A 17,272-nucleotide genomic window follows, 5' to 3' on the forward strand; every position below is an offset into this window, starting at 1 on the left:
CAGCCTTTTTTTTATCGAAACGAGAGGAGCATGGTTGTGCACCGTTTTCTGAAATTCTTGCCGGCGTTGCTGGCCTGCCTGTGCGGCGGCGTGCAGGCCGCGCCGCAGGTGCTGTACAGCCCTTACAAGCATCTGGCGATCGACAGCGGCGTGCCGGCGCCGTACGTGAAGGGCGGGGCGCTGACCTGGGCCTTCGCCAGCGGCGAATGCGGCAGCGAGGTGTGGGGCGCGCAAAGCGCGCAGCAGGTGGCCGACGGCCATGTCGCCGCCTTCGTCCAGGCCGGCGTCGACTATGTGGTTTCCACCGGCGGCCAGGGCGCGGTGTTCACCTGCGCCACCGACGAGGGGATGGAGCGCTTCATCGCGCGCTACCAGTCGCCGCGCATGATCGGCATCGACTTCGACATCGAGGAAGGCCAGAGCGAACAGCAGATTGCATCGCTGGCCGAACGGGCGGCGGCCGCGCAACAGCGCCATCCGGGCTTGCGCTTCAGCTTTACCATCGCTACCCATGCCGCCGCCGATGGCAGCCAACTGAGTCTTAACGCCACCGGCGAGATGGTGCTGAAGGCGGCGCGCGCCAGCGGCCTGCGCGACTATGCGCTGAACCTGATGGTGATGGATTATGGCGCGGCCAGCCCGGCCAACTGCGTGGTGCGCAAGGGCCGTTGCGACATGGGCCGCTCGGCCATCCAGGCGGCACGCAATGTGCACGCCAAATACGGCGTGCCGCTGGAACAGATCGAGCTGACGGTGATGATTGGCGTGAACGATGTGCTGGAAAATGTCTTCACGCTGGAGGACGCGCGCACGCTGACGGCGGCGGTGCGCGGCATGAAGCTGGCCGGCCTGCATTTCTGGTCGCTGGACCGCGACCGGCCATGCAGCGCGGAGAGTGGCGCCACCGGCACCGCCGACGCCCGCTGCAACGGCATGAAGAACGTGGCGGCCGGCGCTTACGCGCGCGCGCTGTCGGGAGCCCGGCGGTGAGCGCGCGGATCAAGGCGCCGCGCTACCTGTCGCTGGACGTGCTGCGCGGGCTGACGGTGGCGCTGATGATCGTGGTGAACACGCCCGGCGACTGGAACCACGCCTACGCCCAGTTGCTGCACGCCGCGTGGAACGGCTTCACCCTGACCGACTGGGTGTTTCCGACCTTCCTGTTCGCGGTGGGGAACGCGCTGGCCTTCGTCCTGCCCGGCTATGCGGCCAAGGGACGCGGCGCGGTATTGGCGCGCATCGGCAAGCGCAGCGGCCTGATTTTCCTGCTGGGCTTTCTGCTGTACTGGTTCCCGTTCATGTCGCCGCTGTCCGAAACCCGTATTCCCGGCGTGCTGCAAAGGATAGGGCTGTGCTTTGGCCTGGCTTCGCTGCTGCTTTACTTCTGGGGCCAGCGCGGCGGCCTGTGGTTCTGCGTGGCGGCCCTGCTGGGCTACTGGGCGCTGATGACGGGCTACGGCGATTACACCCTGGCCGGCAACGCCGGACGCCAGCTGGACCTGTGGCTGCTGGGCGAGCATCACCTGTATCGCGGCGAAGGCATCGCCTTCGATCCGGAAGGCTTGCTGGGCACCTTGCCGGCAACAGTGAATGTCATCGCCGGCTATTTCGCCGGGCACTTGCTGGTCACGCGCGGACATGGGCGCGATACCCTGGTCCGGCTGCTGGCGGCGGGCTCCGTGTGTATTGTGCTGGCGCTGTGCTGGAACGGTGTTTTCCCGATCAATAAGAAGCTGTGGACCAGTTCCTACGTGCTGCTGACGGTGGGTCTGGACCTGTGGCTGCTGTCGCTGCTGGTATGGCTGATCGAGGTGCGCGGGATTCGGCGCGGCACTTACTTCTTCGAGGTGCTGGGCAAGAACACGCTGTTCATTTATCTGCTGTCCGAGCTGGCGGTGATACTGCTGCAACGGCTCACGGTCGGCGGCAAGGATGGCTATAGCTGGCTGTACGCCACGCTGTTCCAGGGCTGGGGCTCGCCACAAGCCAGCTCGCTGCTGTTTGCGGTGGCGTTCATGCTGATGTGCTGGACGGTCGGCTGGCTCATGGACCGGCGCGGCATCTACGTGAAGGTGTAAAAAAAAAGCCAGCTGGAAGCTGGCTTTCAATTTTATTTAGCTTCGGCGGCGCCGATTTTCGGGCCGGTCTGGTACATGATCCAGTAGCGGGCCAGATCGGCGCGCGGGTCGGTGCCGGCCGCCAGCGGCTTCAGCACTTCCACCGACTCATCCTTCTTGCCGGCCATGGCCAGGGCGTAGCCCAGGCGCAGCTTGGCGTCGTCAGGATTCTTGGACACGCCTTTGGCGATACCTTGCTTCATCAGGTCGATGCCTTTGTCGAACTGGCCCAGGGTCACGTAGTTGTAGCCCAGGTTGACCAGGCCGACGCCGTCTTTCGACTTCTGTGCCGCCGGGATGCCGCTGTCGATGTTCTTGGCATCGTCAGCCGCGCCCTTGGTGGCGCTGGTCTTGATTTTTTCCAGTGCGGCTTTGTCCTTGCCGGCAGGGATGCCGTTCGGGTAGCCCTTGTCCATGGCGATCTTGGCTTCGGTGAAGAAGCCGCCCAGCACGGCCAGTTCGGCCTGTTCGGCGTAATCCTCAGGCTCCATCTTCGTTGGCACGGTGACGGCTTTCAGGCGCACCAGGTCCAGGTCCAGACGGTTGTTGTAGGTCTTCTTGCCGCGGGTGCGGTTCAGCAGATCGTTCCAGTAGTCTTCGGTCGGGTAGTAGCGTGCCAGTTCTTCCACGGCTTGCAGATACAGCTCGTTGTCCTTGGTCTTGATGCCGACGTTGCCCAGCAGGTTCAGGGTGTCCTTCGGCGGCACGGCGCCGGATTGCTTGGCTTCGGCGATATCCTTCAGCACTTCGGTCTTGGTGGTGGCGAAGTCGTTCTTCAGGAAGTAGGAACGGATGATGAACTGGCGCTGTTTCTTGGTGTCGCCCGACTCGGTGCCATAACGCTCGAACCATTTGATGGCGTTGTCGAAGTCTTTCAGGCCGCTGTAGTAGATGGTGGCGATGGCGTCGATGAAGCGCAGTTTGTTTTCAGGCGTCAGGCGGCCGGAATCGATCATCGCGGTCAGGCCGGCGATGGTCATCTGCTGGTTGCCCGAGGCCTGGCCCAGTTGCACGCGCATCTGGTTCAGCACGAAGGTTTCGTACGGGGTCAGGTTAGGCATGGCCGCAGCCTGGTCGATACGGCTCTGGAATTCGGTGTAGTTTTTCGCGTCCAGCAGCGGCTTGGTTTGCGCCGGGTCGATCAGTTTGAAGATTTCCGGGCGGACGGCGTCTTTAGGCGGTTCCGGTTTCTTTTCTTCCGCTGCCTGGACCGGGGCCATGCCCACGATGGCTGGAACGGCATTCAGGCCGATGGCGGCCAGCAGCAGGCTGATACGAGCAAGACGAGTATGGGACATGGTTATCCTTCAATCAAACATATTAGGGATGTAAACCCGCGTATTGTTACACAAAACCGGTTCGAATTACGAATTCAAGCGTGTTGCAGTGCATAGCCCCCGGCGTCGAACAGCAGGCAGCGCGACGGCGGCAGGTGAACGCGCGTCTGGCAGCCGGCTTGCAGCGGCGCCGCTTCGGCGCTTTGCTTCACCGCGATCATGCCGGGCAGGCCAGCCAGCGTGGTATACACGATGGACTGGTCGCCCAGATACTCAACGTGGCCGACCGCCAACTGGATGACATTTTCTTCATGCTGCGGTGCAGCGACGAAAAGATGCTCGGCGCGGATGCCCAGCGTGACCTGGGCGCCCGGCACCGCACCCGCTGCGCCGTCGACATGCACAATGGCGCCGCCGGGCAGCCGCACCGAGGCGCGCGCGCCGCCCACCGCGACCACCTGGCCGGGAATGAAGTTCATCTTCGGCGTGCCAAGGAAGCCGGCCACGAACAGGTTGGCCGGCGCGTTATACAGTTTGTGCGGCGTGCCCACCTGCTCGATACGGCCGCCGTTGAAGACCACGATGCGCTGGCCCAGCGTCATCGCCTCCACCTGATCGTGGGTGACGTAGATCATGGTGGTTTTCAGTTCGCCGTGCAGGCGGCTCAGTTCCACCCGCATCTGCACGCGCAGGCTGGCGTCGAGATTGGACAGCGGCTCGTCGAACAGGAACACTTCCGGCTTGCGCACGATGGCGCGGCCGATGGCCACGCGCTGTCGCTGGCCGCCGGACAGTTCCTTCGGTTTGCGCTTGAGCAGCGGGGCGATTTGCAGGATGGCGGCCGCACGCTCCACCGCCGCTTGCACCTCGGCCGCCTTGTGGCCCGCCAGCTTGAGGGCGAAGGCCATGTTCTCGTACACCGTCATATGCGGGTACAGCGCATAGGACTGGAACACCATGGCCAGTTTGCGCTGCGCCGGCGCGACGTGGTTGGCCAGTGTGCCACCGATGTGCAGCGCGCCGTCGCTGATGGTTTCCAGCCCCGCGATCATGCGCAGCAGGGTGGATTTGCCGCAGCCCGAAGGACCGACGAAGACCATGAATTCGCCATCGGCGATATCAAGGTCGATGCCGTGAATGACGGGCGTTTTGTCGTAATGCTTGACGATGTTTTTGAGGCTGACGCTGGCCATGCGTTACACCACTTGCTCGATCGAAGCGGCCCGTTTTTCTTCCTGCGGCTGAGGGCGCGCGGTCATCGGGATGATCTGCGACAGGATGGCGACAGGAATCGCCGACAGCATCACCCAGATGAAGAAGTGCTGGTAGCCCAGCGCGATCTGGATGTCGCCGCTGAACAGTTTGAACAGCACAAAGCCCAGTTGCATGATGCCGGTGGCGAATGCGTAGTGCGCGGTCTGGTATTTGCCCGGCGCGACCACCTGCATCATGTACAGGATCAGGCCAACGAAGCCGAAGCCGTAGCCGAACATTTCCGCGCTCAGCGCGGTGGCGATGATGGACAGGTCGGTCGGCTGGAAGTAGGACAGCAGGTAGAAGGCGACGTTCGGCAGGTTGACCGCGAGGATCAGCCACAGGATGGCGCGCTTGAGGCTCAGCCACGAGGTGAAGTAGCCGCCGGCGATGGAGCCGACCAGGAAGGCCACCGTGCCCACCGTGCCATACACCGCGCCCACTTCGGCGGTGGTCAGGCCAAGGCCGCCGAGATGGCGCACCTCGCGCAGGAACAGCGGGCCAATCGACTGCACCTGCGCCTCGCCGGCGCGGAACAGGATGATGAACACGATCGACACCCAGATGCCGGGTTTCTTGAAGAATTCCACGATCACTTCGCGCAGGGTGCGGGCGATGGCGGCGGCGTTGGTGTCGGCGCTGACGGTGTTCTTCGCCAGCGGCAGCGACCAGCCGTTGTACAGGCCCAGGCCCACCATCATGGCGCCGAGGATGCAGAAGCAGATGGTCCATGCCGGCACCACGCCCAGCGTTTTTTCGAAATGACCGGCCAGCAGCAGCAGGGCGCCGGTGGTGAAGAACTTGGCGGCGTTGAAGAAGGTACCGGTCCAGCCGGCGTACTTGGCCTGTTCCTTTTCATCGAGGCTGGTGATGTACAAGCCATCGCACGCGATGTCATGGGTGGCGGAGGCGATGCCGACCAGCGCGAGCATCACCATGCAGGCCGCGAACCAGAACGGTGCTTGCAGCGCCAGCGCCACGCCGCCCAGGCACAAACCGCCGAACACCTGGAAGAAGGTCACCACCAGCTTCTTGCTGCTGGCCAGTTCCAGGAAGGGACTCCACAATGGCTTGAACACCCAGGCAAAGCCGATCAAGCCGGTCCAGTGATTCAGCTCGTCGTTCGGTACGCCCATGCTCTTCAACATCTGGTTGGCGACGATGGCGACCGCGAAGAAGGGCAGGCCCTGTGCCAGGTACAGGCTGGGCACCCAGAGCTTGGGATTGCGGATGAAGGTTTTCATGTGGAGTCTCCCCGTGTTTTATTTATTTGAAGCCTGGTACCGGTGCGTTGCCGGTGGCTTGCAGCTGGCCGGACAGCCAGCCGTTGATGGCGTCCAGCGCCGGCTGGGCGAAGCCGTAGGTCATCAGCGCTGGGGCATTGATGTCCAGCGCCTGGTACGGATTCCACAACGCCAGGTGCAGGTCGGGACGCCAGGTGGCGCGCGCGTGGGCGCCGTAGCGCAGGCGGGAGGTGGAGGCCAGCATGGTGAAGCGGCCGTCCTGCGGCAGGGCGTTCCAGTCGAAGGTGTCGGCGTCGGCGAAGGTGACCAGTTCGACGTCGTACAGTTTGCGCAGCGAGCCGGCCACCACGGCCGCCGGCACGCCGGCTTCGGAGACGCCGTCGCTCACCACGTCGGCGCGCGCCACCAGGCGCACTTTGGCGCCTGGCGCGGGGCGCTGCGGTGCGTTCGACGCGTTCGACGCTGCGCCCGCCGCCGCTGCGGGGCTGTACGCGGTCAGGCTGCGGCGCCAGCCTTCGGCCATGATTTCGCGGTCGGCCGCGTCTTCCTTGTAGGAGCGCGGCTTGCACGGATAGGCTTTGGCCAACGACGACAGGCGCGCCAGGCGCATGTCGATGGCGGCTTGCGACAGCTCGCCCGAGGCGATGGCGGCGGCGATGGCGTCCAGCGTTTCGTTCTGCGTTTCGGTGGTGCCCAGCGCCATCACCATGTCGGCGCCGGCGGTCAGCGCGCGCACGGCGGCGTTGCCCACGCCATAGCGGCCGGCGATGGCGTGCATGTCCATGCCGTCGGTGATGATGATGCCCTGGTACTGCCATTCCTCGCGCAGCAGGTCGTTGAGGATGCGGCGCGACATGGTGGCCGGATGTTCCGGGTCCAAGGTCGGGTAGACGATGTGCGCGGTCATCATGGCTGGCGCCGCGCCAGAGGCGATGCGGAACGGCGCCAGCTCCAGCCGGTTGAGTTCCGCCACCGGCTTGTTCACGGTTGGCAGGTCGCGGTGCGAGTCGACGTTGGTGTCGCCGTGGCCGGGGAAGTGCTTGACGCAGCAGGCAACGCCTTCGGCATGGCTGCCGGCCATCCACGACATGGCCAGTTCGGCGGCGCGTTGCGGCTCGGCGCCGAAGGAGCGTTCGGCGATGACCGGGTTGTGCGGGTTGTTGTTCAGGTCCAGCACCGGCGCGAAGTTCCAGTTGAAGCCCAGCGCCTTGACCGCGCGCGCCACGGCGGCGCCGGTGCGGTAGGCGAGGTCGGTGTCGTCGGCCGCGCCCAGGCCCATGGCGGCCGGCGGCGCCGGCACCCAGGTCGAGCGCACCACGGCGCCGCCTTCCTGGTCGATGGCGATCAGCGATTCAGGGCCCATCACGGCGCGCAGGTCGGCGGTCAGTCTGGCCAGTTGTTCGGAGTCGCTCATGTTTCCGCGGAACAGGCAGACGGCGCGGATGCTGTTCGCTTGCAGGAAGTCGGCGGTGGCGGCATCGAGCACGGTGCCGGGGAAGCGGATCATAATCAGTTGACCGGCGATTTTGCGTAATTCGTTTTGAGTTGTCATTTCACTGCTCCGTCCATGCCGCGCATGAAGAATCGTTGAGTAAATAAGAAGGCTGCCAGCGTCGGCAGAATGGTCAGCACGGTCCCGGCGGCGATCACGCGTGTGCTGCTGCCGAAGGTGCCGCGCAAATACAGCACGCCCACCGACAGTGGGAATTCGTCCGGCTTGCTCATGACGATGGAGGGCCAGATGTATTCGTTCCATGCTTCCACCGCCGTCAGGATGCCGACCGTGGCCAGCCACGGCGCGATCAGCGGCAGCATGATGCGGCTGAAGATGATCCACTCGGATGCGCCGTCCACGCGGGCGGCGTCGATCAGGTCTTGCGGGATTTCTTCGAACGCTTGTTTGAGCAGCAGGATGGCGACGGCGTTGACCACGTTGGGCAGGATCACGCCGGCGTAGGTGTCGACCAGGCTCAACTTCGTCACGGTGATGAAGTTGACCAGGAAGTTGACTTCGGACGGCAGCACCAGCGTGGCGAGGATCAAGCCGAATATCAGCTTGCGGCCCTTGAACTGCATGCGCGCCAGCGGATATGCGGCGGCGGAACACAGCAGCAGTTTCCAGAACACGGTGCAAGCGGCGATGAACACAGAGTTGCGGAAGAAGGCCCACATCGGCAGGGTGTTGAACACTTCGGCGAAGTTGGCCAGCGACGGCGCCTTTGGCCAGAATGTGGGGGGATAGGCGAAGATATTCCCTTCGGTGGACAGCGCGGTCACCAGCGTCCACCAGAACGGGAACACGCAGACCACGGCGATGGCGCACAGCAGCAGGTAGTGGGCGATGGTCTTCATCGGTGTTTGGGCTTGATCCAGCGCAGGCATAGCAGGGCGATGCCGATGCAGAAGATGGAGACGACAAAACTCGCGGCCAGTGCGCGCGGCAGCTTGAGGTGTTTCAGGCCCTGGTCGTAGGCGTAGTACAAACCGGTGAAGGTGGAGTTCATCGGGCCGCCTTGCGTGAGGACGTCGACTTCCTGATAGGCTTTCAGCGCGGCCAGCACGGACAGGATGGAGCAGACCATGATGGTCGGGCGCAGCATCGGTACGGTGATTTTCCAGAATCGCTGCCAGCGGTTGGCGCCATCGAGGATGGCGGCTTCCTGCATGTCGGCGGGGACGGCTTGCAGGGCGGCGAGGTACATCACCATGTACCAGCCAAGTCCGCGCCACAGCGTGACGAACATGATCGCGAACAGGGCGATGGTGTCGTTGGACAGCCAGCCTATCGGTGCGTTGATCAGCTGGAGGGTTTGCAGCACGTAGTTCAGCGTGCCCTGTTCGTGGAACATGAAGCCCCACATGATGCCGACCACCGATACGGTGGTTACGACAGGCACGTAGAAGGCGGCGCGGAAGTAGCGGATGCCGGGCAGTTTGTTGTTGACCAAAACGGCGAGGCCCAGCGCGCCGATTTGCACGAAGGGGACCATCAGCAGGAACAGCAGGGAGTTTTTCAGGCCGGTGACGAACATCTCGTTGTCGAAGATGGTGCGGAAGTTGTCCAAGCCGACCCAGTGCGTTTCGCGTATCAGGCTGTAGTCGGTGAAGGCCAGCAGGGAGCCGAAGGCCACGGGCCAGAAGGAGAACACGGCCAGCAGCGCCAGCGCGGGGGCGAGGAACAGCCACGCCGTCAGTCCCGCGCGCGGGCTGGCCGATGGCGCGCGGCCAGCCTGCACGGCGGCGGGCGTGGCGGCGCGAGCGGTGGTGGCGGTGCGGTCGTCGCGCATCAGTGGCTCCTCTGCGCGGCGAGTTTTTTGTTCCAGATGGCGACTGCCTGATCCAACGCCTGCTGGATGTCCTGCTTGCCGGTGACGCCGGCTTCCACGGCCTTCACGAGGTAGCGGCGCAATTCGTCGTAGTCGGGGATGCCTGCCACGTACAGCGTGTGCGAATGCGGCATCGATACCGCGCCCGCGGCGACGGCCTTCTCGGCGGCGCGGGCTTTTGGCGGCACGGTGGTGAAGAAGGGATCGTTTGCCGCCTGCGCCATCGCCGGGTACACGCTGGCCTGTCTGGCGAAAGCCAGCTGATTGGCGTCGTTGGTGAGGTAGCGCGCGAACTTGCCGACTGCCGGCAGCAATTTGGCGTCCACATTTTTCGGCACGCCGAAGTGAATCAGCCAGCCGCCATCGGCAATCCCGGTCGGTCCCAGCGGCGCCGGCGCGACGTCGGTGATGGCGTAGATGTCCTTGGCGTCGCTCTCGATGCGCTTGACCGCTGTCGGCGGCGCCAGCAGCATGCCGAGGCGGCCGCCCTTGTAGGCGTCGATCGCGGCGGGGAAGTTATCTTCGGCGAACAGCGCGTCTTTCAACAGGCCGCCGGCCTTGTAGGTCTCGGCCAGCTTGCGGATCAATGCCACGTGGCCGGGCGAATTGAAGACCGCTTTGCCGTTGGCGATGACGGCCAGGCCTTGCTGCATCATCAGGCCATCGATCTTGGACAGCGCTGGGCACAGGCCTGCCTTGCCGGTGCGCGCGGCGATCTGGCGCGCGAACAGCAGTTGTTCATCCAGATCGCGCGGCGCGTGCGGGATGGCGGCGGCCTTGAAAATCTGCGTGTTGTAGGCGATCACCGCGACGTTGCTGTACATCGGGAAGCCGTAGGTCTTGCCGTTGAAGGTGAGGTCTTCCAGCGTGCTGGCGAGGTAGCGCGGACGGGCGTCGGCCAGCATGGCGTCGACCGGCATCAGCAGGCCGTCGCGGGCGAATTCGTCGGCCCATGGCACGTTGAGGTTGACCAGCGCCGGCGGCTTGCCGGCCACGATGCGCGTGACAAGCTTGGTCTGGATGATATCCCACGGGAAGTCCACCCATTCCACCTTCACGCCAGGATTCGCGGCTTCGTAGTTTTTCACCAGCGTTTCGTAGTAGGGCGTGAACTTGGGCTTCATGCTGAAGGTCCAGAACTCGATCTTGTCGGCGGCGGCGGCGCTGGCTGCAAGCAGCAGCGCCGTCATCCCCGCGCAGGCGGCGGTGCGCATCTTAGTTGGTCTTGGTGACTTTGCTCAGGTGGCGTGGCTGGTCCGGGTCCATGCCGCGCGCGGCCGCTAGTTCGGCTGCCATCTTGTAGAACGTCTGGATCGCGACGATAGGGTCGAGATCCGGCGTTGCCGCCACCGGCAAGGTCAGGTCGCGCTCCGCCACGTCGGCCGGCGCCGCCAGCAGCACGCGCGCGCCACGGCCGCGCATCTCGGCGGCCAGTGCCAGCAGGCTTGCTTGCGTCGGGCCGCGGGTGGCGAAGATCACCAGCGGGTAGCCCTCTTCGATCAGCGCCATCGGACCGTGCTTGATCTCCGCGCCGCTGAACGCTTCCGCTTGCAGCGCCGAGGTTTCCTTGAATTTCAGCGACGCTTCCAGCGCCACCGGGAAGCTGATGCCGCGTCCCACCACCATGATGTTACGCGCTGGCGTCAGCACGTCAATCGCTTTCGACCAGTCTTCGGTGGTTGCCGCGCGCAGCGATTCCGGCAGGGCCTCCAGGCCGGCCAGCAGTTCCGGATCGTTCTGCCATGCGGCCACCAGGCGTGCACTGGCCACCAGGCTGGTGATGAAGCTCTTGGTGGCGGCCACGCTTTGTTCCTTGCCCGCGCGCAGCGGCATGGCGAATTCCGCCGCCTGCGCCAGCGGCGAGTCGATATCGTTGACCAGCGCGATGGTGGTGGCGCCGCCGTCACGGAAGTAGCGGATCGGTTCCACCACGTCCGGGCTCTGGCCCGATTGCGAGATCGAGATGGCCAGCGTGTCGCGCGTGATCAGCGGCGATTTGTTCAGTGTCACCAGCGACATCGGCAGCGAGGCCACCACGCGCCCCAGGCGCGCCATGATCAGGTAGGCCGCATACGCGCAGGCGTGATCCGAGCTGCCGCGCGCGATGGTCAGGGCGGTCGAGAAGGAGGTGCTCCTCAATTTGCGGCCCAGTTCCGCGTAACGGTCGCCGTCGTTGGCCAGTTGCAGGGCGACGCAATCGGCGGCGGACAGGGCTTCTTTCAACATCATTGAGGTCACAACAATTCTCCTTCGATATAGACGGCTTTGAGGTTCAGGTCACGGTCGAGCACCACGAAGTCGGCAAACGCGCCGGGAGCCAGGCGGCCCCGCTCTGAGAGGCCGAGATAGTCGGCCGCATACGTTGAGACCCGTGCCGAGGCATCCGCCAGATCGAGGCCGAGTCCGACCAGGTTACGCAAAGCCTGGTCCATGGTGAGGGTGCTGCCGGCCAGCGTGCCGTCGGGCAGGCGCACGCCGCCCATGCATTTCATGACGGTGTGGCGGCCCAGCATATACTCGCCGTCCGGCATGCCGGTGGCGGAAGTCGAATCGGTGACGCAGTACAGATGTGGAATGCAGCGCAGCGCGGTCTTGATGGCGCCGGGATGCACGTGCAGCAGATCGGGAATGAATTCGGCATAGCGCGCATGGGCCAGCGCGGCGCCGACCATGCCGGGCTCGCGGTGATGCAGGCCGGTCATGGCGTTGAACAAATGGGTAAAGCCGTGCGCGCCGTGCTCCAGCGCGGCCACGCCGTCTTCGTAGGTGCCGAGCGTGTGGCCGATCTGCACGCGCATGCCGGCGTCCGACAATTCCTTCACCAGTTCCAGATGGCCTTCGATTTCCGGCGCCACGGTGATCAGCTTGAGCGGCGCCAGTTGTTCCAGTTTGCGCACGTCGGCCAGCTTGGCGGAGCGCGCGTAGGGCGGCTGCGCACCGAGCTTGCCGGAGTTGATGTAGGGACCTTCGAGGTGCGCGCCCAGCACCCGCGCTTCGCCTTTGCGGCGCTGGGCCGCCGCCGCGCCGATGCCTGTCAGCGCGAGGTCGATGTCTTCCGGCGGCGCGGTCATGGTGGTGGCCAGCATGCTGGTGGTGCCGTGTTTGGCGTGGACGGCGGCGATGGTGCGCACGGCGTCGCCGCCTTCCATCACGTCCTTGCCGCCGCCGCCGTGCACGTGCAGGTCGATAAAGCCAGGCAGGATATAGATTGCCTCATTCAGCGCCGGGTCGGCGCTGGCGCCAGTGATGGCGGCAATGCGTTCGTTGAAAGTGATCTCACCGTGGACCCAGCCAGCCGGTGTCAGGATATTGCCTTTGATTGCATCGCTCATCTGCGCGACTCCGCTACGAATTCATAATAATCACTACGGCAGAACGAGTGGGTCAGTTCCACCGCCGCGCCGTTGTCGAGATAACTTACGCGGGTGATGTGCAGCATGGCCGCCCCCGCGGGAATATTGGCCAGGCGCGCTTGCTCCTCGCTGGCGTTGACGGCGCGGATATGCTGCAACGCGCGCATCGGGATGGTGCCGTTGGTCTCCAGGTAGCCGTACAGCGACTCGTTGACGCTGTGCGGGTTCGGCATGTACTGCGCCGGGATGGTGCTGGTTTCTATCGCCATCACCACATCGTCGGCGGTGCGCAGGCGCTTGAGGCGCGCCACCGGCATATTGGGCGACAGGCCCAGCGACAGCAGCTCCACCGGCGAGGCGATGCCGATGTCGCGTTGCAGCCAGCGCGAGCCGGCCGTGAAGCCGCGCTCGCGCAGCTCTTCGGAAAAGCTGGTCAGGCGCGACAAGGGTTGTTCGAGTTTCGGCGTGATGTAGGTGCCGGAGCCGCGCTTGCGGGTCAGCATGCCGCGCTCGCACAACATGTCGATGGCTTTGCGCGCTGTCACGCGCGAGATGTTGAGCATGTCCGACAGCACGCGTTCGGACGGCAGGGCATCGTTGGCGCGCCAGTCGCCGCCGGCGATGCTGTCCGACAGCTTGTTCGCCAGCTGCATGTACAGCGGGGTATCGCTATCAGGATCGGGCGTGAAGTTGCTCAACTGGCTTAGCACAGGCTTACTCCTTGAAGCGTGATCGAATCAGTTGCAGCCCGCCGGCCGCCGAATCGCCGTGCGCCGGCACCAGGCGTGGCAGCAGCGCGGCCGGCAGGTAAGGGCGCAGCGGCGTGGCCAGGCCGCCGCACAGGGCGATCGGCAGCGTGCCGCCGGCGTCCAGCGCATTGGCCATCAATTCCACTTCGCGGCCGGCATCCAGAAGAATGGCGCGCGCGCTGTCGTTGCTCTCGCCGTGTTGCAGGACGATGCGCGCCAGTTGGGCATATTTGGTTTGGGTGGCTTGCGCCAGCCAGTTCTGGATTTCGTTACGTTCACCGCCGCAGGCGTTGGCCACCTCGGTGGCGAAGGCGTTGGCTGGCTTGCGGCCGTCCAGCACTTGCTGCACGTGGTTGATGGCGCGCAGGCCCATCCACGCGCCGCTGGCTTCGTCGCCGGCCGGAAAGCCCCAGCCGCTGACTTCCACGTGGCGGCCGTCGGCCAGCTTGACTTCGCCCACGCTGCCGGTGCCCAGCGCGATGATGGCGCCTGGCCGGCCCTGGTGCGCGCCGAGCACGGTGGTGTGGCCGTCGCTTTCCAGTTCCACTTGCGCGTAGCCGGGATTGGCGGCGACGAACTCGGCCGCCCATTGCTTGTTGTGTACGCCCGCCAGGCCGAGGCCGATGGCGATGCGCGATCGGTGGGGGATGTCGAGGCCGGCGGCGCGGAAGGCTTGCGCGGCGGCGTCTTCGACGGCGGCCCAGGCCTTGGCGATGCCGTGCATCAGGCCGGATGGGCCGCCGGCGCCTTCGGCGATTTGCGTGCCGTCGGCGCGCGCCAGGCGCACCCGGGTGCCACTGCCGCCGCCGTCAACGCCGATGAAAAAGTCGATCATGTTTACCTGAGAAAGCTAATGCCGGGATGCCCGCGATGAAGGGCACTATAGGGGTTGGCAAACCAGCTTGTCAACAGGTATTTAACTGGTATTAGAAAATATTAAAGTGGACTGGCGTTGTCGTCTTTGAATCGTTCCTTAAGTAATTGTTTTAAATGGATTAATTGAAATTTTGTTCGATTGTATTCAATGTGGCATTTGCATGCCACTTTCAGCGGTGGTAGGTGACCAGATGGGTGCGGGTGGCGTCCATTTTGTCGGCCACCGCGACCACGGCGTTGCCCGGGCCGTGGACCGTGACGTCGGTCTGGCGGGTGCACAACTGGCGCGCGTCGAGGTCGCCGGAGCCGCTGACCTGGGCGCTCAGCACGGTGGCGTTGCCGGATAAAACCATGTTGCCGGGACCGCTCAGACGGGCGCGCACGCTTTGTGCCTCCAGGCCGCGCACGGTGAGGTCGCCCGAGCCGTGCACTTCGGCGTCCAGCTTCTTGATGTGACCGGCGATGCAGGCCTCGCCGGGGCCGTGCAGCGAGGCGCTGGCCGCTTCCGCGCTCAGGCTGCATGCCGACAGGTCGCCCGAGCCGTGCACCTCGGCGCGGATTTCCCTGGTGGTGCCGCGCAGTTCCACCGAGCCGGGGCCGTGCAGGGCGGCGTTGACGCGGTTGACGTGCAGGTTGCCGATGTCGAGGTCGCCCGAGCCGCTGACCACCAGGTTGAGGTCCTGGCTGACATTGCTGGCGCTGACGTCGCCCGGCCCGCTCATCTGCACGTTCAGGCTGCCGGCCGACATGGCGCGCAGGTCGAGATCGCCGCTGCCGTTGGCGGTGACGCTCAGTTCGCTCACATTGCCGCTGGCGGTGATGTCGCCGGGGCCGTCCGACACCAGCGTCAGCTGCTTGCCCTGGAATTGCTGGAGTTCGACGTCGCCGCTGCCGGCGTTGCGCAGGTTTTTCAGGGTGGCGGCGCTGATGCGGATGGTCATTGGCGGTTTGCTGTCCTTGCCCCAGCTGAGGTTGAAGGTCCAGCCTTTTTGCTTGCGCGGCTGGCGCACGGTGAGGGTGTCGCCGTTGACCGAGGTTTCAATTTCGGCAAACTGGCGGCGCAGGCCGGACAGTTCCACCGCGTTGGCCGCGGCCGGGGTCACGATCACGCGGAACGGGCCGATCAGGTTGAGGTTGGTGAACGCGGCCACGGTGCGGGTTTCGCTGCCGTAGCTGTCGTCCTGTTTGTCGGCAGCGCCGGCCGCGCCGACTGCCAGCAGCAGGGTGGTGGCCAAGGCTGCGTGTTTGATCGTCTGCTTCATGTTGGTCTCGGTATGGGAAGTGGCGAGGACTGGACGATATGACAAAAGCGCGGCGCCGTCGCGGGCCATGGGACGGACGCGCGGAAGTGTGGGATCAACTGCAAAAAAGCGGGGTTGAGCCGCATTCAACTTCCCGTGCGAACAGCCGTTACTGTTTATAATGGATGTAGCCGGAAAGGAGGGCACATGATCAAGTATATGGGAACCAAAAGTACCAGCGACGGTGGTGTGCTGTATGTCTTTTTGATTAACGGCTTGCAGAAGGAAATCAGGGAGCACGCCTTGAAACAGTACCCGGGCTGCTACGAAGCACTGCCACCGACGGCCAAGGCGCGCATCAGCGCCAACCGTGCGTGGTTGTCGAAAACGTAATGCGGAGGCGCTTTGCCTTGGCCGGCGCGCTGCTGGCGTTTGCCTGCGGCACGGCGTGCGCGCAGTCGGTGCCCACCACCTTTGGCACCATCATCGGCAACGGCCTGCTGTGCCGCGATCATACCGATAACATTTACTACTACAACTATCTGGTCAGGCACTTCGGCAACTGGTACAAGCACGAGGGCGGGGCGTACTGGTTCCGCACGGCCGGAGCGTCGCTGTGGGGCACCGAGGTGTCGGAGGTGATGGTCAGCGACGATACCAGCCCCTTTATCTTTGTCGGCGCGGTGGCCGAGGCCACGCCGGAGAATCTGGAGCAGGCCATCGTCCGCCAGGTGGGCACGCATTACACGGTGATCGATACCTCGGCCTATCCGGTGCGCGAGGCCAAGCCGGCCAGCCGCATTGTGTATTTCGACACCAAGTCCAAGATTTACTGCGCCAAGTACAAGCCGCTGCCGCCGGTGCAGCCGCCGCCAGTACGACAACAGCTAAAATAGGCGACCGCGCACTCATTGGGTTTTCATGTACACGCAATTTTTCAACCTCAAGCAATCGCCGTTTTCCATCGCGCCTGATCCGCGCTACCTGTTCATGAGCGAGCGCCATCGCGAGGCGCTGGCGCATCTGTTGTACGGCATCGGTTCGGGCGGCGGCTTTGTGCTGCTGACCGGCGAGATCGGGGCCGGCAAGACCACGGTGTGCCGTTGCTTCATGGAGCAGATTCCGGAGAACTGCAAGCTGGGCTATATCTTCAATCCCAAGCTGTCGGTGGAGGAGTTGCTGCTGTCGATTTGCGATGAGTTCGGGATTACGCTGCCGCCGGGCGCGGTCAGCGTGAAGGGCTATGTGGATGCGATCAATGCCTATCTGCTGGCCAGCCACGCGCAGGCGCGCAACAATGTGCTGATTATCGATGAGGCGCAGAATCTGTCGGCCGAGGTGCTGGAGCAGTTGCGCCTGCTGACCAATCTGGAGACCAGCGAGCGCAAGCTGTTGCAGATTATTCTGATCGGCCAGCCGGAGCTGCGCGACATGCTGGCGCGGCCGGAGCTGGAGCAGCTGGCGCAGCGGGTGATTGCGCGCTATCACCTGGGTTCCTTGTCGGAGCCGGAGACGGGGACGTATATCGAACATCGTCTGGCAGTGGCGGGGGCGACGGCGATTGCGCCGTTCCCGCGCCCGATGATGGGCCTGGTGCACAAGCTGACCAAGGGCGTGCCGCGCCGGATCAATCTGCTGTGCGACCGCGCGCTGCTGGGGGCGTATGTGGAGAATCAGCCGCAGGTGTCGCGCAAGATTTTGCAGCGCGCGGCGGCGGAGGTGTTTGCCGGACAGGATGCGGCAGGGCAGGGCGCGCGGCTTGGCGGCGTGGGCGTCGTTGGTGGCGCCGTCGCCGCGGCGCGCTGGCCGCTGGTGGCGGCGGGCGTGCTGGGCGG

Annotated in this window: 17 protein-coding genes; 5 read left to right on the forward strand and 12 right to left on the reverse strand. The window is 64.6% G+C overall.

The genetic code is table 11. From position 1 onward, the window contains the following. Positions 1-36: 36 nt before the first annotated feature. Together GM676_RS11250 and GM676_RS11255 are read left to right on the forward strand one after the other, a co-directional pair. Positions 37-990, forward strand: coding sequence for a glycoside hydrolase family 18 protein (locus GM676_RS11250; RefSeq protein WP_155463646.1), 954 nt, complete (start codon positions 37-39; stop codon positions 988-990). Further along, positions 987-2,078 carry an acyltransferase family protein gene (locus GM676_RS11255; protein ID WP_371866194.1) on the forward strand — a complete coding sequence of 364 codons (1,092 nt, stop codon included), beginning with the start codon at positions 987-989 and terminating at the stop codon, positions 2,076-2,078. Before GM676_RS11250 ends, GM676_RS11255 begins: the two co-directional genes overlap by 4 nt. Positions 2,079-2,110: 32 nt before the next feature. Here GM676_RS11255 and GM676_RS11260 read toward each other — a convergent pair whose 3' ends face one another. The 12 genes from GM676_RS11260 to GM676_RS11315 all read right to left on the reverse strand — a co-directional run bounded on the left by GM676_RS11260 (position 2,111) and on the right by GM676_RS11315 (position 15,458). Next, entirely contained in the window at positions 2,111-3,415 is a 1,305-nt protein-coding gene (locus tag GM676_RS11260; RefSeq protein WP_155463648.1) for a tetratricopeptide repeat protein, read from the reverse strand. A 74-nt stretch (positions 3,416-3,489) separates the two neighbouring features. Further along, a complete protein-coding gene (locus GM676_RS11265) occupies positions 3,490-4,587 on the reverse strand; it encodes an ABC transporter ATP-binding protein (RefSeq protein ID WP_155463649.1) in 1,098 nt (365 codons plus the stop codon). Positions 4,588-4,590: 3 nt separating this feature from the next. Continuing rightward, entirely contained in the window at positions 4,591-5,892 is a 1,302-nt protein-coding gene (locus GM676_RS11270; RefSeq protein WP_155463650.1) for an MFS transporter, read from the reverse strand. Positions 5,893-5,914: 22 nt separating this feature from the next. Next, a complete protein-coding gene (gene nagZ / locus GM676_RS11275) occupies positions 5,915-7,444 on the reverse strand; it encodes a beta-N-acetylhexosaminidase (RefSeq protein ID WP_155463651.1) in 1,530 nt (509 codons plus the stop codon). Then, positions 7,441-8,244, reverse strand: a complete 804-nt coding sequence (locus GM676_RS11280; RefSeq protein WP_155463652.1) for a carbohydrate ABC transporter permease — start codon at positions 8,242-8,244, stop codon at positions 7,441-7,443. Before GM676_RS11280 ends, nagZ begins: the two co-directional genes overlap by 4 nt. Further along, positions 8,241-9,179 (reverse strand): carbohydrate ABC transporter permease, encoded by a 939-nt coding sequence (locus GM676_RS11285; protein WP_229262632.1) that lies wholly within the window; start codon positions 9,177-9,179, stop codon positions 8,241-8,243. Before GM676_RS11285 ends, GM676_RS11280 begins: the two co-directional genes overlap by 4 nt. Next, positions 9,179-10,432 carry an ABC transporter substrate-binding protein gene (locus GM676_RS11290; protein WP_229262633.1) on the reverse strand — a complete coding sequence of 418 codons (1,254 nt, stop codon included), beginning with the start codon at positions 10,430-10,432 and terminating at the stop codon, positions 9,179-9,181. The genes GM676_RS11285 and GM676_RS11290 overlap by 1 nt, the downstream gene beginning before the upstream one ends. A gap of 1 nt (position 10,433) precedes the next feature. Continuing rightward, complete coding sequence (locus GM676_RS11295) at positions 10,434-11,447, reverse strand: SIS domain-containing protein (RefSeq protein ID WP_155463669.1); 1,014 nt, start codon at positions 11,445-11,447, stop codon at positions 10,434-10,436. Positions 11,448-11,452: 5 nt separating this feature from the next. Further along, positions 11,453-12,550, reverse strand: a complete 1,098-nt coding sequence (gene nagA / locus GM676_RS11300) for an N-acetylglucosamine-6-phosphate deacetylase (protein WP_155463653.1) — start codon at positions 12,548-12,550, stop codon at positions 11,453-11,455. Then, entirely contained in the window at positions 12,547-13,224 is a 678-nt protein-coding gene (locus GM676_RS11305) for a GntR family transcriptional regulator (protein WP_155463670.1), read from the reverse strand. The genes nagA and GM676_RS11305 overlap by 4 nt, the downstream gene beginning before the upstream one ends. Before the next feature lie 61 nt (positions 13,225-13,285). Next, positions 13,286-14,155 (reverse strand): glucosamine kinase nucleotide-binding domain-containing protein, encoded by an 870-nt coding sequence (locus GM676_RS11310; RefSeq protein ID WP_155463654.1) that lies wholly within the window; start codon positions 14,153-14,155, stop codon positions 13,286-13,288. A 211-nt stretch (positions 14,156-14,366) separates the two neighbouring features. After that, complete coding sequence (locus tag GM676_RS11315) at positions 14,367-15,458, reverse strand: GIN domain-containing protein (RefSeq protein ID WP_155463655.1); 1,092 nt, start codon at positions 15,456-15,458, stop codon at positions 14,367-14,369. 186 nt (positions 15,459-15,644) lie between these two features. Between GM676_RS11315 and GM676_RS11320 the strand changes: the two genes are divergently transcribed. The 3 genes from GM676_RS11320 to GM676_RS11330 all read left to right on the forward strand — a co-directional run. Beyond that, positions 15,645-15,830, forward strand: coding sequence for a hypothetical protein (locus GM676_RS11320; protein ID WP_092278329.1), 186 nt, complete (start codon positions 15,645-15,647; stop codon positions 15,828-15,830). Next, positions 15,830-16,333, forward strand: a complete 504-nt coding sequence (locus tag GM676_RS11325) for a hypothetical protein (RefSeq protein ID WP_155463656.1) — start codon at positions 15,830-15,832, stop codon at positions 16,331-16,333. Before GM676_RS11320 ends, GM676_RS11325 begins: the two co-directional genes overlap by 1 nt. A gap of 25 nt (positions 16,334-16,358) precedes the next feature. Further along, on the forward strand, positions 16,359-17,272 hold a 914-nt coding region (locus GM676_RS11330), incomplete at its 3' end, for an ExeA family protein (protein WP_155463657.1).

Origin of the sequence: Duganella radicis, assembly GCF_009720825.1 — a bacterium.
GTDB classification, from domain to species: Bacteria; Pseudomonadota; Gammaproteobacteria; order Burkholderiales; family Burkholderiaceae_D; genus Rugamonas; species Rugamonas radicis.